General features: G+C 63.0%; 11 protein-coding genes. All 11 read right to left on the reverse strand.

Translation table 11 applies throughout. The features are described from left to right. Window positions 1-96: 96 nt before the first annotated feature. The 11 genes from yccS to choW all read right to left on the reverse strand — a co-directional run bounded on the left by yccS (window position 97) and on the right by choW (window position 16,653). Window positions 97-2,280: a YccS family putative transporter gene (gene yccS / locus CFII68_RS04925; protein WP_018612329.1), complete on the reverse strand. Its 2,184-nt coding sequence runs from the start codon at window positions 2,278-2,280 to the stop codon at window positions 97-99. A 277-nt stretch (window positions 2,281-2,557) separates the two neighbouring features. Further along, window positions 2,558-3,736, reverse strand: a complete 1,179-nt coding sequence (locus CFII68_RS04920) for an NAD(P)/FAD-dependent oxidoreductase (protein ID WP_018612331.1) — start codon at window positions 3,734-3,736, stop codon at window positions 2,558-2,560. 179 nt (window positions 3,737-3,915) lie between these two features. Beyond that, the gene (gene dbpA, locus CFII68_RS04915) at window positions 3,916-5,253 is read right to left on the reverse strand and encodes an ATP-dependent RNA helicase DbpA (protein ID WP_232199893.1); all 1,338 of its coding nucleotides are present in this window, start codon (window positions 5,251-5,253) and stop codon (window positions 3,916-3,918) included. A gap of 312 nt (window positions 5,254-5,565) precedes the next feature. After that, the gene (gene mdtD, locus CFII68_RS04910; protein WP_074849757.1) at window positions 5,566-7,032 is read right to left on the reverse strand and encodes a multidrug transporter subunit MdtD; all 1,467 of its coding nucleotides are present in this window, start codon (window positions 7,030-7,032) and stop codon (window positions 5,566-5,568) included. 70 nt (window positions 7,033-7,102) lie between these two features. Further along, on the reverse strand, window positions 7,103-8,440 hold the full coding sequence (locus tag CFII68_RS04905) for a TldD/PmbA family protein (RefSeq protein ID WP_018612336.1): 1,338 nt from the start codon (window positions 8,438-8,440) through the stop codon (window positions 7,103-7,105). Window position 8,441: 1 nt separating this feature from the next. Beyond that, entirely contained in the window at window positions 8,442-9,884 is a 1,443-nt protein-coding gene (locus CFII68_RS04900; protein WP_018612338.1) for a TldD/PmbA family protein, read from the reverse strand. A 367-nt stretch (window positions 9,885-10,251) separates the two neighbouring features. Beyond that, window positions 10,252-11,955 (reverse strand): choline dehydrogenase, encoded by a 1,704-nt coding sequence (betA, locus tag CFII68_RS04895; protein ID WP_018612340.1) that lies wholly within the window; start codon window positions 11,953-11,955, stop codon window positions 10,252-10,254. Window positions 11,956-12,189: 234 nt separating this feature from the next. Further along, window positions 12,190-13,662, reverse strand: a complete 1,473-nt coding sequence (gene betB, locus CFII68_RS04890) for a betaine-aldehyde dehydrogenase (RefSeq protein ID WP_018612342.1) — start codon at window positions 13,660-13,662, stop codon at window positions 12,190-12,192. Between the two features lie 80 nt (window positions 13,663-13,742). Next, on the reverse strand, window positions 13,743-14,363 hold the full coding sequence (betI, locus tag CFII68_RS04885) for a transcriptional regulator BetI (RefSeq protein WP_003206359.1): 621 nt from the start codon (window positions 14,361-14,363) through the stop codon (window positions 13,743-13,745). Between the two features lie 269 nt (window positions 14,364-14,632). Next, window positions 14,633-15,811 carry a choline ABC transporter ATP-binding protein gene (gene choV / locus CFII68_RS04880; protein ID WP_018612345.1) on the reverse strand — a complete coding sequence of 393 codons (1,179 nt, stop codon included), beginning with the start codon at window positions 15,809-15,811 and terminating at the stop codon, window positions 14,633-14,635. After that, window positions 15,808-16,653: a choline ABC transporter permease subunit gene (gene choW / locus CFII68_RS04875; protein ID WP_014340605.1), complete on the reverse strand. Its 846-nt coding sequence runs from the start codon at window positions 16,651-16,653 to the stop codon at window positions 15,808-15,810. The genes choV and choW overlap by 4 nt, the downstream gene beginning before the upstream one ends. Window positions 16,654-16,657 lie beyond the last annotated feature (4 nt).

The raw sequence follows: 16,657 nt of genomic DNA on the forward strand, positions 1-16,657 counted from the left end.
GGCCTCTTCGCGAGCAAGCCCGCTCCCACATTTGGAATGCGTACTCCTGTGGGAGCGGGCTTGCTCGCGAAGGGGTCGGCCCATTCACCACAACCCTCAAGCCTCGCCAGTGTCCTTGATCAGATGCGCCGCCAAGGTCCGCAACGGACCGAGCTGGCGGCAGATCAACCCCAATTGCGTCTGCACCAACCGCTGTCCTTCGTCGATTTCATCGGGCATCTGCTCAAGCTCATTGGCCAGGGCCTCCTCCTCGTCGCTTTGAACCACTATCGGCGTTTTACTCGCCAGGCCCTGGGCGATTTCGTCGATGCTTGTCGCCAGCTTCACTCCCGCGCCATCGATCAGTTGCTCGCGCACCTGCGCCGGCAGTTCGGTGCCCCGGTGGGCACCCAGGCCTGACAGGTAGCTGAGCAGGGTGTGGGACAACACCAGGAAGCGGAAGCCCACATCGGCCTCCTTCCGGAAATGCCCCGGCTCCATCAGCATGTTCGCCAGCGTGGTGGACAACGCGGCATCGGCGTTGTGGGCGTTGCGTCGGGCCAGGCGATAGGCCAGGTCGTCGCTTTTGCCGGCGGCGTACTGCTGCATGATCTGGCGCAGGTAGATGCTGTTGCAGGTCAGCGTATTGGCCAGCACTTTGTTCAGCCGACGACCTTGCCAGTCAGGCAGGAACAGGAAGACCGCAAGCCCGGCAATCAGGCTCCCGAGCAAGGTATCGAGCAGCCGTGGCAACAGCAGCCCGTAGCCGTCGCCCACCTGGTTGAAGCAGAACAGCACCATGATGGTGATGCCCGCCGTCGCCAGGGTGTAGCGGGTGGTGCGGTTGGTAAAGAACACCACCCCGGCGGCAATGGCGAAGCTCGATTGCACCAGCGGGTTGGGAAACAGATCGAACAATGCCCAGGCCACCGTCAGGCCGATGGCGGTGCCGATGATCCGCTGGCCGAGCTTGCGCCGTGTGGCGCCGTAGTTGGGTTGGCACACGAACAGTGTGGTGAGGATGATCCAATAGCCCTGGGACGGGTGGATCAGATGCACCATGGCGTAGCCGACGCTCAGGGCCAGGGGCAAGCGCAGGGCATGCCGGAACAGCAGCGAGGTGGGCGTGAGCTGGGTGCGCAAGCGCAGCCAGACATCCTTGAGGTTGCGCGGCGAACGGTCGAGCAGGCTGCTGTCGGTGGCGTCGGCCAGGGCGTCGGGGTTGCTCGCGTCGCTGAGCAGGCGGTCCATGGTGGCAAGGTTCACCGACAGTGCCCGCAAGGAACGCAGCAAGCCGCGCCAGGCCGGGTTGCTCTGGATGCGCAGGTGTTCGAGGGACGCGTGCAGGTCGTTGAGGGCTTCGGCAAAGGTGGCGTCGTAGACGAATGGCTGGCGCAGCTGGATTGACTCGGCCAGTGCCTGGCAGGCCTTGCCTTGCTGACGCAGCAGGCGCTGGCAGCGGAACAGCACGTCGCTGTGGAAGAAGGCCTCGGCCAGGGCGTTGTAGGGGTAGTGAGAAGAGCTGGCGCGTTCGTGGATGTCCTGGGCCAGGAAGTACAGCTTCAGGTACCGGCTGACTTTCGAGCCGGGGCGGCCATTGCCCACACGGTGCAGGATGATTTCCTTGGCGCTGTTGAGCGCAGCGACCACCCGGCCGTTTTGCTGGGCCAGTTCCAGGCGGCGGGCTTCGACGTCCAGTTGGCGGATCGGCTCCAGGAGCGACGATTTGAGTTTCAGGTAGCGCCCCAGTTCGCGAAACAGCCGCGCCAGGCTTTGTTGCACCGGTTGGTTGGAAAACAACGCCTGCCACAACACCGACAGCAAGCCGTACCACGCGGCACCGGCGACCAGCAGCAGGGGTTCATGCCAGAAATCGTTGACGGCGCCGCCGCGCTGGTCCACGCCGATCATGGTGTAGACCGACAGAATCAGCGTAGCCGAGGCGATGGCGCCATAGCGCTCACCCAGGGCGCCAAGCATGGTCAGGCCAAAGGCTGCCAGGGCCAGGGCGATGATGAACAGGATGGGGTAGGGGAACAGCAGCTCCACCGACAACGCCGCGACGGTGAAGCACACCAGGGTCACGGCCAGCGCGGTGAGGCGGCCCTGCCAACTGTCGTCGGTCTCGGCCAGGGCACTGGCGATGATGCCCAGGAACAAGGGAATCAGCAGCGCCATTTCATCCAGGTACCAGCACAGCCCCATGCTGCCGGTCAGGGCGATGAAGACCCGCACGCTATAACTGAACTTATCCAACGCCCAAAGGCGACGCAAAGACTGACTAAACGAGTTCGCTGACATGAAGTGCACAGGCCTGACGGGCAATGACGCTAAATTGAGGCAGTAATGACGCCGACGCAATGGCGGCGATCACATCTGACCGCAAAAAGTGTTCCGGCATGCGAAGAGCACCTCCACCTCTGTGGCGAGGGGATTTATCCCCGCTGGGCTGCGCAGCAGCCCTAAAACAGTGAACTCAATCTTACTGACACACTGAGTTGCCTGGTTTGGGGGCCGCTGCGCAGCCCAGCGGGGATAAATCCCCTCGCCACAAAAGCAGGTACAACATGGGGCGGGGTCAGACGTACTGCGCCGCCGCATACCCCGACGCCCACGCCCACTGGAAGTTGAACCCGCCCAGGTGCCCGGTGACGTCGAGCACTTCGCCGATGAAATACAGCCCGGGGCTTTTCAGCGATTCCATGGTCTTGGAAGAGACTTCCCGGGTATCGACGCCGCCCAGGGTGACTTCGGCGGTGCGGTAGCCTTCGGTGCCGGCGGGGACGACGTTCCAGCTCGCCAGTTTCTCGGCGATGTCTGCCAGCTCCGCGTGGGTGTACTGCTTCATGGGTTTGGAGACGAACCAGGTGTCGGCCAGCAGGTTGGCCATTTTCTTGGTGAACAACTCGCCCAGCAACGTCTTGAGTTCGCTATTGGGGCGTTCGGCCTGCTGTTGTTGCAGCCATTGCGGCACGTCGTGGTCGGGCAATAGGTTGATCTGCACCGTGTCCCCCGATTCCCAGAACGAGGAGATCTGCAGGATCGCCGGACCGCTCAGGCCGCGGTGGGTGAACAGGATGTTCTCGCGAAAGCTCTGGTCGTTGCAGCTCACCAGGCAATCCACCGAGGTGCCCGAGAGTTCGGTGCAGAGGGTCTTGAGCTGGTCGGTGATGGTGAACGGCACGAGGCCGGCGCGGGTCGGCAGCAGCTCATGGCCAAACTGTTTTGCCACCTGATAACCGAAGCCGGTTGCCCCCAGGGTCGGGATCGACAGCCCGCCCGTGGCGATCACCAGGGACTGGCAGGCGATGGCGCCGAGGGTGGTTTGCAGCAGGTAGCCGCCGTCGGCTTTTTCGATCTGCGTAATCGAGGTGTCCAGGTGCAGGCTGACGCCGGCCTGGTCGCATTCATCCAAGAGCAGGCCGAGGATGTCGCTGGATTTGTTATCGCAGAACAACTGGCCGAGCTTTTTCTCGTGATAGGGCACGCCGTGCTTGGCCACCAGGGCGATGAAATCCCACTGGGTGTAGCGGGCCAGGGCGGATTTGCAGAAGTGCGGGTTCTGCGAGAGAAAATTGCCTGGCTCGGTGTACATGTTGGTGAAATTGCAGCGCCCACCGCCCGACATGAGGATCTTCTTGCCGGCCTTGTTGGCGTGGTCCAGCAACATTACCTGCCGCCCGCGCGCGGCCGCAGTCAGCGCGCACATCAACCCCGCGGCGCCAGCGCCAATGATCACGACTTCGGTAGAGCGCAAAACGGTGTCCTCTCAGCTTTCCCACATAACTGAATGTGGGAGCGAGCTGTGTGGGAGCAAAGCTTGCTCGCGATCCAGGCGCTGCGGTCCTCAAGAGACCGCGGCGTTTTCATCGCGGGCAAGCCTTGCTCCCACACAGCTCGCTCCCACAGTTTGATCTCTGTTCGTCAGGCGATCGGTTATAGGATCCGCACCCGCAACGACCGGCCCTTGATCTTGCCATCGTTCAGGCGTTGCAGGGCCTGTTTGGCGATGCCGCGTTCCACGGCCACGTAGGCCTGGAAATCGAAGATCGCGATTTTGCCGACCTGGGCGCCAGGGATGCCGGCCTCGCCGGTCAGGGCGCCGAGGATGTCACCGGGGCGGACCTTGTCCTTGCGCCCGGCACCGATGCACAGGGTGCTCATGGCCGGCAACAGCGGGCCGCCGCCCTGGGACTTGAGGTTGTCCAGTTGGTCCCAGCTCAGTGGCGACTTCTGCAGTTGCTCGATGGCCTGGGCGCGGTGGGCTTCGGACGGCGCCACCAGGCTGATGGCGATGCCTTTCTCACCGGCGCGGCCAGTGCGGCCGACGCGGTGGATGTGGATTTCCGAGTCCCGGGCCAGTTCGACGTTGATCACCATGTCCAGGGCATCGATGTCCAGGCCGCGGGCCGCCACGTCAGTGGCGACCAGCACCGAGGTGCTGCGGTTGGCGAACATGGCCAGTACCTGGTCGCGGTCGCGCTGTTCCAGGTCGCCGTGCAGGCCGACGGCCGAGATGCCCTTGGACGTCAGGTGGTCGACGGTTTCCTGGACCTGCTGCTTGGTGAAGCAGAACGCCACGCAGGAGGCCGGGCGGAAATGCGCCAGGACCTTGACCACTGCGTCCATGCGCTCCTCGGGAGAGATCTCGTAGAAGCGCTGCTCGATCTGCGCGTCGGAGTGGAACGCCTCGGCCTTCACTTGCTGCGGGTTACGCATGAACTTGGACGACAGTTGCTTGATGCCCACCGGGTAGGTGGCGGAGAACAGCAGCGTCTGGCGGCGTTCCGGGGTCTGCTGGATGATGTCTTCGATGGCGTCGTAGAAACCCATGTCGAGCATGCGGTCGGCTTCGTCGAGGATCAGCGTGTTGAGGCCGTCCAGGACCAGCGAGCCCTTGCGCAGGTGCTGCTGGATGCGTCCAGGGGTGCCGACGATGATGTGGGCGCCGTGTTCCAGGGAGGCGATCTGCGGGCCGAAGGACACGCCGCCGCACAGGGTCAGGACCTTGATGTTGTCTTCGGCGCGGGCCAGGCGACGGATTTCCTTGGCGACCTGGTCGGCCAGCTCACGGGTCGGGCACATCACCAGCGCCTGGCAGCCGAAGAAGCGTGGGTTGATCGGGTTCAGCAGGCCGATGCCGAAGGCGGCGGTCTTGCCGCTGCCGGTCTTGGCCTGGGCGATCAGGTCCATGCCCTTGAGGATCACCGGCAAGCTTTGCGCCTGGATCGGCGTCATCTGGGCATAACCGAGTGATTCGAGGTTAGCCAGCATGGCGGCGGACAGCGGCAAAGTATTAAAAGCGGTGGCAATGGTGGTCACGGGACTGGCCTGCAAAACAAAATGTCGCGCAGTGTAGCAGCCTCGTGCCACTTTCTTCGAAAGTTCTGGACGAGCTGTGAGGGCAGGGCCTGCCCGGGGGGGGCTGGCAATTCCAGAAGCCTTGGGAACTCTGGAGCTCTGGAGCTGTGGGAGCAAAGCTTGCTCGCGATCCAGGCGATGCATTTTCCCCAGAAACACCGAGTCGCCTGGATCGCGGGCAAGCCTTGCTCCCACAAGTGTCTTGTTCACCACAGAGGCTACGGTCTAATGCTCGATATGCTCATCCGGCCGTTTCACCCGTCGCCCGTCTTCGCGTGACAACTGCGAGAAAATCGTCGCCGCCAGCATCGCCATGATCCCCACCGTCACGAACGTCAGTTGGAACGCCCCCAGTACTGTCTCCACCCCATCGTTACCCACCTGGGCGGTAAAGCCGCCGAGCAGGGCGCCGGCGCAGGCCACGCCGAGGCTCAGGGACAGCTGCGCCACCACCGACAGCAGGCTGTTGCCGCTGCTGGCGCTGGCGTCGTCCAGGTCGATCAGGGTCACGGTGTTCATCGCGGTGAATTGCAGCGAGTTGATCGCGCCCAGCACCGCCAGTTGCGCCAGCAGCAGCCAGTACGGCGTCTGTTCGCTGACCAGGCCCATGCTTGCCAGCATCAGGCCCAGGGCCAGGGTGTTGCTGGTCAACACGGCGCGGTAGCCAAAGCGCTCGATCAGCGGCCGGGCCACGGACTTGGCGACCATGGCCGCCGCCGCCAGGGGCAGCATGCTCATCCCGGCCTGGGACGGTGAATAGCCCAGGGCGACTTGCAGCAGCAACGGCACCAGGAACGGCAGGGCGCCGCTGCCCAGGCGCGCGAACAGGTTGCCAAGAATCCCCACAGCGAAGGTTCGGGTCTTGAACAGTGACGGCGGGAACAGCGCGTTTTCGACATGCCCGGCCCGCAGCCAATAGGCCGCCAGGCAGGCCATGCCGCCGAACAGCAACAACATCACGCGCAGGTGCGGCAGGTGCAGTTCACCCAGGCCTTCCATGGCGATGGTGATCAGCACCATCGCCGCGCCGAACAGCAGGAACCCCAACCCATCGAACCGCGTGCGCTCGCTGCCCCGCAGGTCGGGGATGAACTTCCACACGGCATAACAGCCGATCACGCCCACCGGCAGATTGATGATGAAGATCCAGTGCCAGGTCAGGTACTCGACCATCCAGCCACCCATGGTCGGCCCGATCAGCGGGCCGAGCAGGCCGGGAATGGTGATGAAGCCCATGATCCGCACCAGTTCCGAGCGCGGATAGGCCCGCAGCACCACCAGCCTGCCCACCGGCAGCATCAGCGCACCGCCCAGTCCCTGGACGACCCGAGCGCCGATCAGCATGCTCAACGAACTGGACAAGGCGCACAGCAACGAGCCGAAGCTGAACAGCAGGATCGCCCCGAAGAAAATCTTCTTGGTGCCGAAGCGGTCGGCGATCCAGCCCGAGGCCGGGATCAGCAACGCCACGGTGAGCATGTAGGCAATGATCACGCCCTGCATGCGCAACGGGTTTTCCGCCAGGTCACTGGCCATGGCGGGCAGGGCGGTGTTGAGGATGGTCCCGTCCAGGGACTGCATGAAGAAGGCAATCGCCACCACCCACGGAAGCCAGCGGGCGGTGACGGCGTCGAGCGGTGCGCGGTTGGGCATGGGACCTCTTGTTTGTGTTCGGGTGTCTGTTGGCTTCATCGCGGGCAAGCCTTGCTCCCACATGTACGGCGCACATCCTGTGGGAGCAAGGCTTGCCCGCGATGCTTTTTTACAGCGTCAAGGTCAACCGCTTGACCAGCGCACCCGGCAACAACATCGAGGCCGTGGCCCGCTGGCTGTAGGTGCTGGCCGAGAGCAGCAGTTCCCGCTCTCGGGTCAGGGCTTCGAGTTGCGAGCCGAGCAGGCTGTAGACGCTGTCGTCGAAACGCATGGTGCTGACCGGCGCCACGATCTGGCCGTTCTCGACCCAGAACGTGGCGAAGCGGGTCATGCCGGTCAGGCGGGCGGCCGGTTGGTCCGAGTAGTTCAGGTACCAGAGGTTGCTGATATACAGCCCGGTGCCAAGTTGCTCGAGGATGTATTTCTGCTCCAGTTGTCCGCCCTGCATGTCCAGCGCCGTGGGGTATTCGTAGCTGCTGGCGCCGTTGGCGGCGAGGCCGTATTCGGCGGCGCTGCGGGAGTTGATCAACTGCGCATTGGCCGTGCCTTTGGCGATCAGCGCCAGGTCATCGCGGGGATAACCTTCGTCGGAAAACGCCGGGCTCAAGGAGCCGCTGACCTGCTCGCTCAGCCACACGTTGGGGCTCAGGCTGGCTTCGTTGGCGTAGAACTTCTGCAACGGGCTCTGTTTGCTGGCAATCGCCCGGGCCGAGAACCCGCCCCAACTGAGCATGCCCATGATCTCTTCCAGGGCGGCCGGCGCCAGGTAGGCGCGGTATTCGCCGGGCGGCAATGTGCGCAGCGGGCGGCCGAGAAACGCCAGTTGCTCGCGAGCCTGCTCGAAGCGCCGGGCAAATCCTTCGCTGCTCCACGCATGCCCGGCGTAGCTGGCTTTTACCGCCTGGCCGTTTTCATGGAACAGGCTGAAATCGAAGTTGAAGCTGTTGGCCTGATGCCAGCCGAACGCTCCCGACGAACTGGCGAAACCCCGGCTGATGGGCCCGGCCGCATAGAACCCCACCAGGTCCAGGCCCTCGGCGGCGCGGCTGATTTCAGCCACGGCCTGCTCGGTGTCAGGCAACGGATGGTCCTGCACGTTATGGCTCTGCCAATGGTCGGGGTTGAGCAACAGATACGGATCGCGAGGCAGCAGCGGCAAGGTTTCGCGCAGCTGTTGCAGGCCCTCGGACAGGCGTTGCAGGTCGGTCTCGGTATCGCCGGACAAAGTGATCTGCAGGTCGGCGTGACGCCCGTCGTCGATCAATTTGAAACTGACATTGGCCTGCTGCACCTGCCCGGCCTGGCGCACCTTGGCGTGGTTGAAACGCACGAAAGCCGAGGACTCGGCGGCATAACCCAAGGTGAACTGTTCCTGCTCATGCAGCGCATCGCGCAGCCAGTCGACCAACACCTTGAATGCCTCGGCCTGATTATTGACGGTGCTCATATCAGGCATCCCCCCCAAACACATCAACGTTGCTGAACACACAGGCCGGCGACGCATGGCCGACACGAATGACCTGGTTCGGTTCGCCCTTGCCACAGTTCGGCGTGCCCAGGACCCGGGAGGTACTGGCATCGCCCACGGCGCGCAGGCTCTTCCAGAATTGTGCGGAAATACCCCGGTAGTTGGGGTTCTTCACCACGCCCTTGAGCTCGCCGTTCTCGATCAACTGGCCCCACTCGCAGCCGAACTGGAATTTGTTGCGGGCGTCGTCAATGGACCAGGAGCGGTTGGTGCGCATCAGCACGCCGTGCTCGGTGCCTTGGATCAGCTGTTCCAGGGACTGGTCGCCAGGTTCGATGTTCAGGTTTGCCATGCGGTCGATGGGCGGACGATTCCAGCCGCAGGCGCGGCTGTTGGCGACACCGTCCAGGCCAGCACGGAACTGTGACAGTGCGCCGCCCAGTGGACGCAGCAACAGGCCTTCACGAATCAGGAACTGCTTGCTGGCGGCGCTGCCATCGTCATCATGGCTGTAGCTCGCCAGTTCTTCGGGAATGTCCGGGTCGAAGGTCACGTTCAACAGGCTGGAGCCATATTGCAGGTGGCCGAAATCGCTGGCCTTGACGAAGCTGGTGCCGGCGTAATTGCGCTCGTCCCCGAGGATGCGGTCCAGTTCCAGCGGATGACCGATGGACTCGTGGATCTGCAGCATCATCTGGTCGGGCATCAGCAGCAGGTCGCGGGGGCCTTGTGGTGTGTTTGGCGCCAGCAGCAGTTGCAGGGCCTGGTCGGCGATTTTCCGCCCGGCGCCGATCAGGCCGCTGCGGCTGATTACATCGAAGCCGCCTTGCTGGCCGAAATTTTCCCGGCCCAGGGTGCGGGTCTGGCTGTCGTTGCCGTCGAAGGCGGTGACTTCCAGGGCCGGGTAGATGAAGCGTTGAGCCTGGCGCAGTTCAGCGCCGGCACTGTTGAGGTAGATCTGCTCGACCTGGGTCAGGCCGATGCTGGCTTGCCAGTTCACCAGGCGCTCGTCCTGGGGCACTGCGGCTGACTCGTCGCCGAGCAATTGGTAGCAATCGCTCAGTGGCGGGAAGGCCTGGTCGAAATTTGGCGAGAAGTAATCGGCGCGGTCGCTGGACACCGCTTGCTCGCGCAGGTCCAGCAGGGCATGGGGCTTGAGCCCGCGCGCATGTTGCTCGGCGCGTTCCAGTGCCGCTTGCAGGCCGGCCTGGGACAGGTCGTTGGTAGCGGCATACGCCTCGACCCCGTTGACCCGCACGGTGAGCATCGCCCCTTCATCACGGCCCAGGCTTGGCGGTTCGGCGACATTCTTGCGCACCGACAAGTGCTGGCCGGACTCGCGCACGTAACGCAGGGAAAAGAATTCGGCGCCCGTGCGCAAGGCCGCAAAACGCTGCTTGAGCTGGGGGTGGAAGTCGAACATGGAACCTCCTTGTCTGGAGTGGCGATGCTGCGAGGTGCGGCGTGTTGACGCGGTGGCTCTAGAGTAGGCCTGGGGTGGGGGAGGGATCAAGGCAGATGGGCGTTTGGGGTGTCAGGTTGGACGCCATCGCGAGCAAGCTCGCTCCCACAAGGGATTTTCGCTGATCACAAAGTCTGTGTTCACCACCGGACCCTTGTGGGAGCGGGCTTGCTCGCGAAGACGGCGGCACATTCAATATTGATGCAGGCTGACCCACCGCTTTCGCGAGCAAGCCCGCTCCCACAGTGGATCTCTGGTGGTCACAAAATCTGTGTCCGTCACCAATCCCCTGTGGGAGCGAGCTTGCTCGCGATTGCGGTCCTGAGTCTTACTGGGCGGTAGGCCCCACTTCACGCATTGGCTTGCCGCGCACCGGCGCATCGCCGGCCACGAAGTACGGCGCGGTGCTGCGTGGCAGGGGGTTGCGGCCGCGGATCTTGTCGGCGATTTTCTCGGCAATCATGATCGTCGGCGCGTTCAGGTTGCCGGTGGTGATGATCGGCATGATCGAGGCATCCACCACGCGTAACCCTTGCATGCCGTGCACACGGCCTTCGCCGTCCACCACCGCCATGTCATCGGTGCCCATCTTGCACGAGCAGGACGGGTGGAACGCGGTTTCGGCATGTTCGCGGATGAACTGGTCCAACTGCTCGTCCGTTTGCACCTCGATGCCCGGGCTGATCTCGCGGCCACGGAACGGGTCGAGCGCCGGCTGCTGCATGATCTCGCGGGTCAGGCGGATGCCGTCGCGAAATTCCTGCCAGTCCTGCTCGGTCGCCATGTAGTTGAACAGGATGCTCGGGTACTGGCGTGGGTCCTTGGACTTGGCCTGGATCCGGCCACGGCTTGGCGAGCGCATGGAGCCCATGTGCGCCTGGAAACCGTGTTCCTTCACGCCGTTGCTGCCGTTGTAGTTAATCGCCACCGGCAGGAAGTGATACTGGATGTTCGGCCAATCGAATTCCGGACGGGTGCGGATGAAACCGCCGGCCTCGAACTGGTTGCTGGCGCCGATCCCGGTGCCGTTGAACAGCCACTCGGCACCGATGGCCGGCTGGTTGTACCAGAGCAGCGACGGGTACAGGGAAACCGGTTGGGTGCAGGCGTATTGCAGGTACAGCTCCAGGTGATCTTGCAGGTTTTCACCGACACCTGGCAGGTCGTGGACCACCGGGATGTCGAGGCTTTCCAGCAACTGGGCCGGGCCGACGCCGGAACGCTGGAGGATCTGCGGCGAGGCGATGGCGCCGGAGCACAGCAGCACTTCCTTGCGCGCCCGGGCTTCGACGCGCTCTTCAGCGGCGCCCACCAGGTAACGCACGCCGACTGCACGTTTGCCTTCGAACAGGATCTTGTCGGTCAGGGCGTGGGTGACGATGGTCAGTGTCGAGCGCTTCTTGGCGATGTCCAGGTAACCGCGCGCGGTGCTGGCGCGACGGCCGTTGGGCGTGACGGTCCGGTCCATCGGGCCGAAACCTTCCTGCTGGTAGCCGTTGAGGTCTTCTGTACGCGGGTAACCGGCCTGTACGCCGGCTTCGACCATGGCGTGGAACAGCGGGTTGTTGCCGGCCTTGGGCGTGGTCACGCTGACCGGGCCGTCGCCGCCGTGGTAGTCGTTCGGGCCGATGTCGCGGGTTTCGGCTTTACGGAAATACGGCAGGCAATCGAGGTAGGTCCAGTCCTCCAGGCCCGGCAGCTTGGCCCAGTTGTCATAGTCCAGGGCGTTGCCGCGGATGTAGCACATGCCGTTGATCAGCGAAGAACCACCCAAGCCCTTGCCGCGACCGCATTCCATGCGGCGGCCATCCATGTGTGGCTCCGGGTCGGTCTCGTAGGCCCAGTTGTAGCGTCGGCCTTGCAGCGGGAACGCCAGGGCAGCGGGCATTTGCGTGCGGAAGTCCAGGCGATAGTCCGGGCCGCCGGCTTCGAGCAGCAGGACGGTGACGCCTTCGTCTTCGGTCAGGCGGGTGGCCAGGGTGTTACCGGCCGAACCGGCGCCGATGATGATGTAATCGAATTCTTGGGACATGAAATGCACCCTCTTTTTGAATTGGGTTCAGGTCGCGGTTGCCTTGACGCCGCACAACCTGTGGCGAGGGGATTTATCCCCGTTCGGCTGCGCAGCAGTCGTAAAACCGACGACTGGACTTGTCTGGAGAATGGGGGGCCTTGGGGAGGGGCTGCTACGCAGCCCCACGGGGCGGTGCGACGTTTCGCTAAATCCCCTCGCCACAACGGCGTTCACTCAAGGCCTCATGTCGGCTTAGAACACCGACGTGTAATCGCCCAACTCGACCTGTACCGATTTGATGCGGGTGAAGTTGTTCAACGAGCTGATGCCGTTCTCCCGGCCCACGCCCGATTGCTTGTAGCCACCGACCGGCATTTCAGCCGCCGACTCACCCCAGGCGTTGATCCAGCAGATGCCGGCTTCGAGCTGGTGGATCACGCGGTGGGCACGGTTCAGGTCGCGGGTGACGACGCCGGCGGCCAGGCCGAAGTCGGTGTCGTTGGCGCGGCGGATCACTTCTTCTTCGGTGTCGTAGGTGAGGATGCTCATCACCGGGCCGAAGATTTCTTCACGCACGATGGTCATCTCGTCGGTGCAATCGGTGAACACGGTCGGGGCAACGAACGCGCCCTTGGCCAATTCGCCGTCGGTCAGGCGACTGCCGCCGCACAGCAGGCGCGCGCCTTCGGCTTTGCCTTTCTCGATGTAGCCCAGCACGCTTTCCATGTGGGCGAAGCTCACCAGCGGACCGAAATTGGTGTTTTCGTCCTCAGGATTACCGATGCGGATGCGCGCCACGCGCTCGGCGATCTTGGCTTCGAAGGCCGCCTTGAGGTGGCTCGGTACGAACACGCGGGTGCCGTTGGTGCAGACCTGGCCGGAGCTGTAGAAGTTGGCCATCATCGCGGTGTCGGCGGCACGATCCAGGTCGGCGTCGTCGAAGATGATCAGCGGCGACTTGCCGCCCAGTTCCATGGTCACGTCCTTGAGCGAAGAACTCGAGGCGCTGGCCATGACTTTCTTGCCGGTGTCGGTGCCGCCGGTGAAGGAGATTTTCTCGATGCGCGGGTGCTCGGTCAGCCAGGTGCCGACTTCACGGCCGCTGCCGGTCAGTACGTTGAACACACCCGCTGGAACGCCGGCCTCGGTGTAGATCTCGGCCAGTTTCAGGGTGGTCAGCGAGGTGACTTCGCTCGGTTTGAAGATCATCGCGTTACCGGCCGCCAGGGCCGGGGCGGATTTCCACAGGGCGATCTGGATCGGGTAGTTCCAGGCGCCGATACCGGCCACCACGCCCAGGGGCTCGCGACGGGTGTAGACGAATGAAGTGGCGCGCAGCGGAACCTGCTCGCCTTCGATGGCCGGCACCAGGCCGGCGTAGTATTCCAGCACGTCGGCGCCGGTGACGATGTCGACGTAGCGGGTTTCGGAGTAGGCCTTGCCGGTGTCCAGGGTTTCCAGGGCGGCCAGTTCATCGTTGCGCTCGCGCAGGATGTCCACGGCGCGACGCAGGATGCGCGAACGCTGCATGGCGGTCATGGCGGCCCAGACCTTCTGGCCCTTTTCGGCACTGACCACGGCGCGCTCGACGTCCTCGAACGTCGCACGCTGCACTTGGGCAAGGACTTCACCGTTGGCAGGGTTGATGGCTTCGAAAGTGGCGTCGCCGCTGGCATCGCTGTACGCGCCATCGATGTAGAGTTTTTGCAGTTCGAAACGGGCCATAAAGTCCTCGCAAGTACATAAGTGGTTGGCTGACCACCGGAGCGTGTCGTTTATAGCTGACTACGCGGTTCGGCGGCGGTTCAGGAGTCGAGCGGTTCTGTGTGCTCTGGTGCCCCTGCTTTGGCCAGTTGAAAATCCATGTATTCGTAAGCGATCTGGTGCGCCTGGGCGGTATCGAACGCGTCTCCCGACAGCGCTCCGCGCAGCCACAAACCGTCAATCAGCGCGGCCAGGCCCCGTGCTGCGCTGCGCGCCTGATCGACGGGCAACACGCGGCGGAACTGGCTACACAGGTTGGAATACAGACGGTGATCGTTGATCCGCTGCAACCTGTGCAAAGACGGGTGGTGCATGCTGGTGGCCCAGAAGGCCAGCCAGGTTTTCATTGCCGGGCCATTGACCTGGCTGGCGTCGAAGTTGCCTTCGATGATCACCTTGAGGTGAGCCCGGGGGCTTGTGTCCTCCAGCGCCTGGCGGCGCGCGGTGACGTTCTCGCTCAGGACAGTCATCAGGTACTGGGCCGTGGCCGCGATCAGGCCATTCTTGTCCTGAAAGTAGTGACTGATGATGCCGTTGGAGACACCGGCCAAACGGGCGATCAGCGCAATGCTGGCGTCCCCCATGCCGACCTGATCGACCGCTTGCAGCGTGGCTTCGATCAATTGTTGGCGGCGGATGGGTTGCATACCGACCTTGGGCATCTAGCACATCTCCTTAGGCCATCCGGCGCACGAATGTCGTCTGCCGGAACGAAAGCCAGTCTATTTTGTTTTGATTGAACGTTCAATCAACAAAAAATAAGTTCTATGACAAGTCGTCGCTATTTGCCGGGGCGAGGACTTTTGGGGATGTCTTTATAACACTCGTCGGTTGGCATGTAGGCCAAATGCGCTTGATAGCTGGAATACCGTTCAGAACCACTCAAACAAAAACGCCGCGTTCATCTCGCGGCGTTTTTGCTGGCGTGGGCTTAGCCCAGGTTCTTGCCCAGCAGTGCGTGGTACAGCTCGCTGTCGCCCAGGATCCCGACGACTTGCTGGTTATCGTGAAGCACCAGTTTGTTGCCGGTCTGGTAGCGAATCTGCAGCGCGTCGCGCATGCCGATGTTGGAGTCCACCAGGGTCGGACGCCGGCCCAGGTCTTCCACCGCTTGGCCCGGTACCCAGTTTTGCAGGTCCAGTGCCGCGCCGTTCTGCCGGGCGCCCTTGATGGTGTTGCCTTCGGCCAGGTCGAGCCAGGAGTCGCCGCCCGGGTCCAGACATACCGAACCGTTGATACGCTTGCAGTTGTCCAGGGTGCGCATCAGGCTGCGACCGCACAGGACGTTGAGCGGGTTGGTATGGGCGACGAAGGTGCGCACATATTCGTCCGCCGGGTTCAGCACGATTTGTTCCGGCTTGCTGTACTGGATGATCCGGCCGTCTTTCATGATCGCGATCCGGCTGCCCAGCTTCAGGGCCTCGTCAAGGTCGTGGCTGACGAACACGATGGTCTTGCTCAGTTTGCGTTGCAGCTCCAGCAACTCGTCTTGCAGGCCTTGGCGGATCAACGGGTCGAGGGCCGAGAAGGGTTCGTCCATCAGCAGGATGTCGGCGTCCATTGCCAGGGCGCGGGCCAGGCCGACCCGTTGCTGCATGCCGCCGGACAACTCGTCGGGCTTCTTGTTACGCCATTGGGTCAGGCCCACCAGCTCAAGCTTCTCATCCACCAGCTTCTTGCGTTCTTTTTCCGGACGGCCCTGCATTTCCAGGCCGAAGCTGATGTTCTCGCGCACCGTCAGCCAGGGCATCAGGGCGAATTTCTGGAACACCATGGCGATGCGCTTGGTACGCATCATCTTCAGTTCGGCGGGGGTGCAGGAAGCGATATCGATCTGCCGGCCTTCATGCTCGACGAACAGCTTGCCACGGCTGACGGTGTTCAAGCCGTTGATGCAGCGCAGCAGGCTGGACTTGCCGGAGCCGGACAGGCCCATCAAGACACAGATTTCACCTCTCTCGATGTCCAGGGTGGCTTTTTCCACGCCGACGATTTGCCCGGTTTTCTTCAGGATTTCGTTGCGGGTCATGCCCTGGTCGAGCAGCTTGAGCGCTTCGCGTGGATCCCTGGTGAAGATCACGTCGACGTCTTCAAAACGAATTATGCTCATGCGTCACCCCCTACTTTGGCGTCGGGTTGTTTGCAGATTCGGTCGAGCATGATTGCCAGCAGGACGATCGCCAGGCCGGCTTCGAAGCCCAGGGCGATATCGGCGGTGTTCAGTGCGTTGACCACGGGTTTGCCCAGGCCATCGGCACCCACCAGCGCGGCGATCACCACCATCGACAACGACAGCATGATGCACTGGGTGATACCGGCCGCGATGCTCGGCATCGCATGGGGCAGTTCTATGCGCGACAGGAGCTGGCGACGGGAGCAGCCGAAGGCTTTGCCGGCGTCCATCAGTTCGTCCGGTACGTCGCGGATGCCCAGGTAGGTCAGGCGGATGGGCGCGGCAATCGCGAACACCACCGTGGAGATCAGGCCCGGGACCACACCCAGACCGAAAAGGGTCAGGGTAGGAATGAGGTAGACGAAGGTCGGTACGGTCTGCATCAGATCGAGCACCGGACGCATCATTGTGTAGAACATCGGCTTGTGCGCGGCAACAATGCCCAGCGGCACGCCGATCAATACGCAAACCAGGGTCGCGAACAGCACCTGGGCGAGGGTTTCCATGGTCTCCTGCCAGTAACCCAAATTAAGAATCAGCAGGAAGGACGCGATGACGAATACGGTCAGGCCCCATTTGCGCTGGATGAAGTGCGCCAAGAGCGCAATGAGGCCGATCAGGGCCAGGGGGTTGAACCAGGTCAGCGCAAACGTCACGCCGTGAATCATCGTTTCCAGGAACAGCGCGATTGCGTCGAAGGTGTTGGCGCCGTTTTGCGTCAACCATTCGACAAAGCCCGCGATGTACTGGCCCAAGGGTATTTTCTGATCAATGAGCATGGTA

The organism is Pseudomonas sp. CFII68, assembly GCF_000416195.1.
GTDB lineage: Bacteria > Pseudomonadota > Gammaproteobacteria > Pseudomonadales > Pseudomonadaceae > Aquipseudomonas > Aquipseudomonas kilonensis.

Bases quoted from the DNA above. Each gene is read 5' to 3' on its own strand.
- yccS (WP_018612329.1), bottom strand. From the start codon at position 2,280: ATGTCAGCGAACTCGTTTAGTCAGTCTTTGCGTCGCCTTTGGGCGTTG.
- dbpA (WP_232199893.1), bottom strand. From the start codon at position 5,253: ATGCTGGCTAACCTCGAATCACTCGGTTATGCCCAGATGACGCCGATC.
- mdtD (WP_074849757.1), bottom strand. From the start codon at position 7,032: ATGAAGCCAACAGACACCCGAACACAAACAAGAGGTCCCATGCCCAAC.
- CFII68_RS04905 (WP_018612336.1), bottom strand. From the start codon at position 8,440: ATGAGCACCGTCAATAATCAGGCCGAGGCATTCAAGGTGTTGGTCGAC.
- CFII68_RS04900 (WP_018612338.1), bottom strand. From the start codon at position 9,884: ATGTTCGACTTCCACCCCCAGCTCAAGCAGCGTTTTGCGGCCTTGCGC.
- betA (WP_018612340.1), bottom strand. From the start codon at position 11,955: ATGTCCCAAGAATTCGATTACATCATCATCGGCGCCGGTTCGGCCGGT.
- betB (WP_018612342.1), bottom strand. From the start codon at position 13,662: ATGGCCCGTTTCGAACTGCAAAAACTCTACATCGATGGCGCGTACAGC.
- betI (WP_003206359.1), bottom strand. From the start codon at position 14,363: ATGCCCAAGGTCGGTATGCAACCCATCCGCCGCCAACAATTGATCGAA.
- choV (WP_018612345.1), bottom strand. From the start codon at position 15,811: ATGAGCATAATTCGTTTTGAAGACGTCGACGTGATCTTCACCAGGGAT.
- choW (WP_014340605.1), bottom strand. From the start codon at position 16,653: ATGCTCATTGATCAGAAAATACCCTTGGGCCAGTACATCGCGGGCTTT.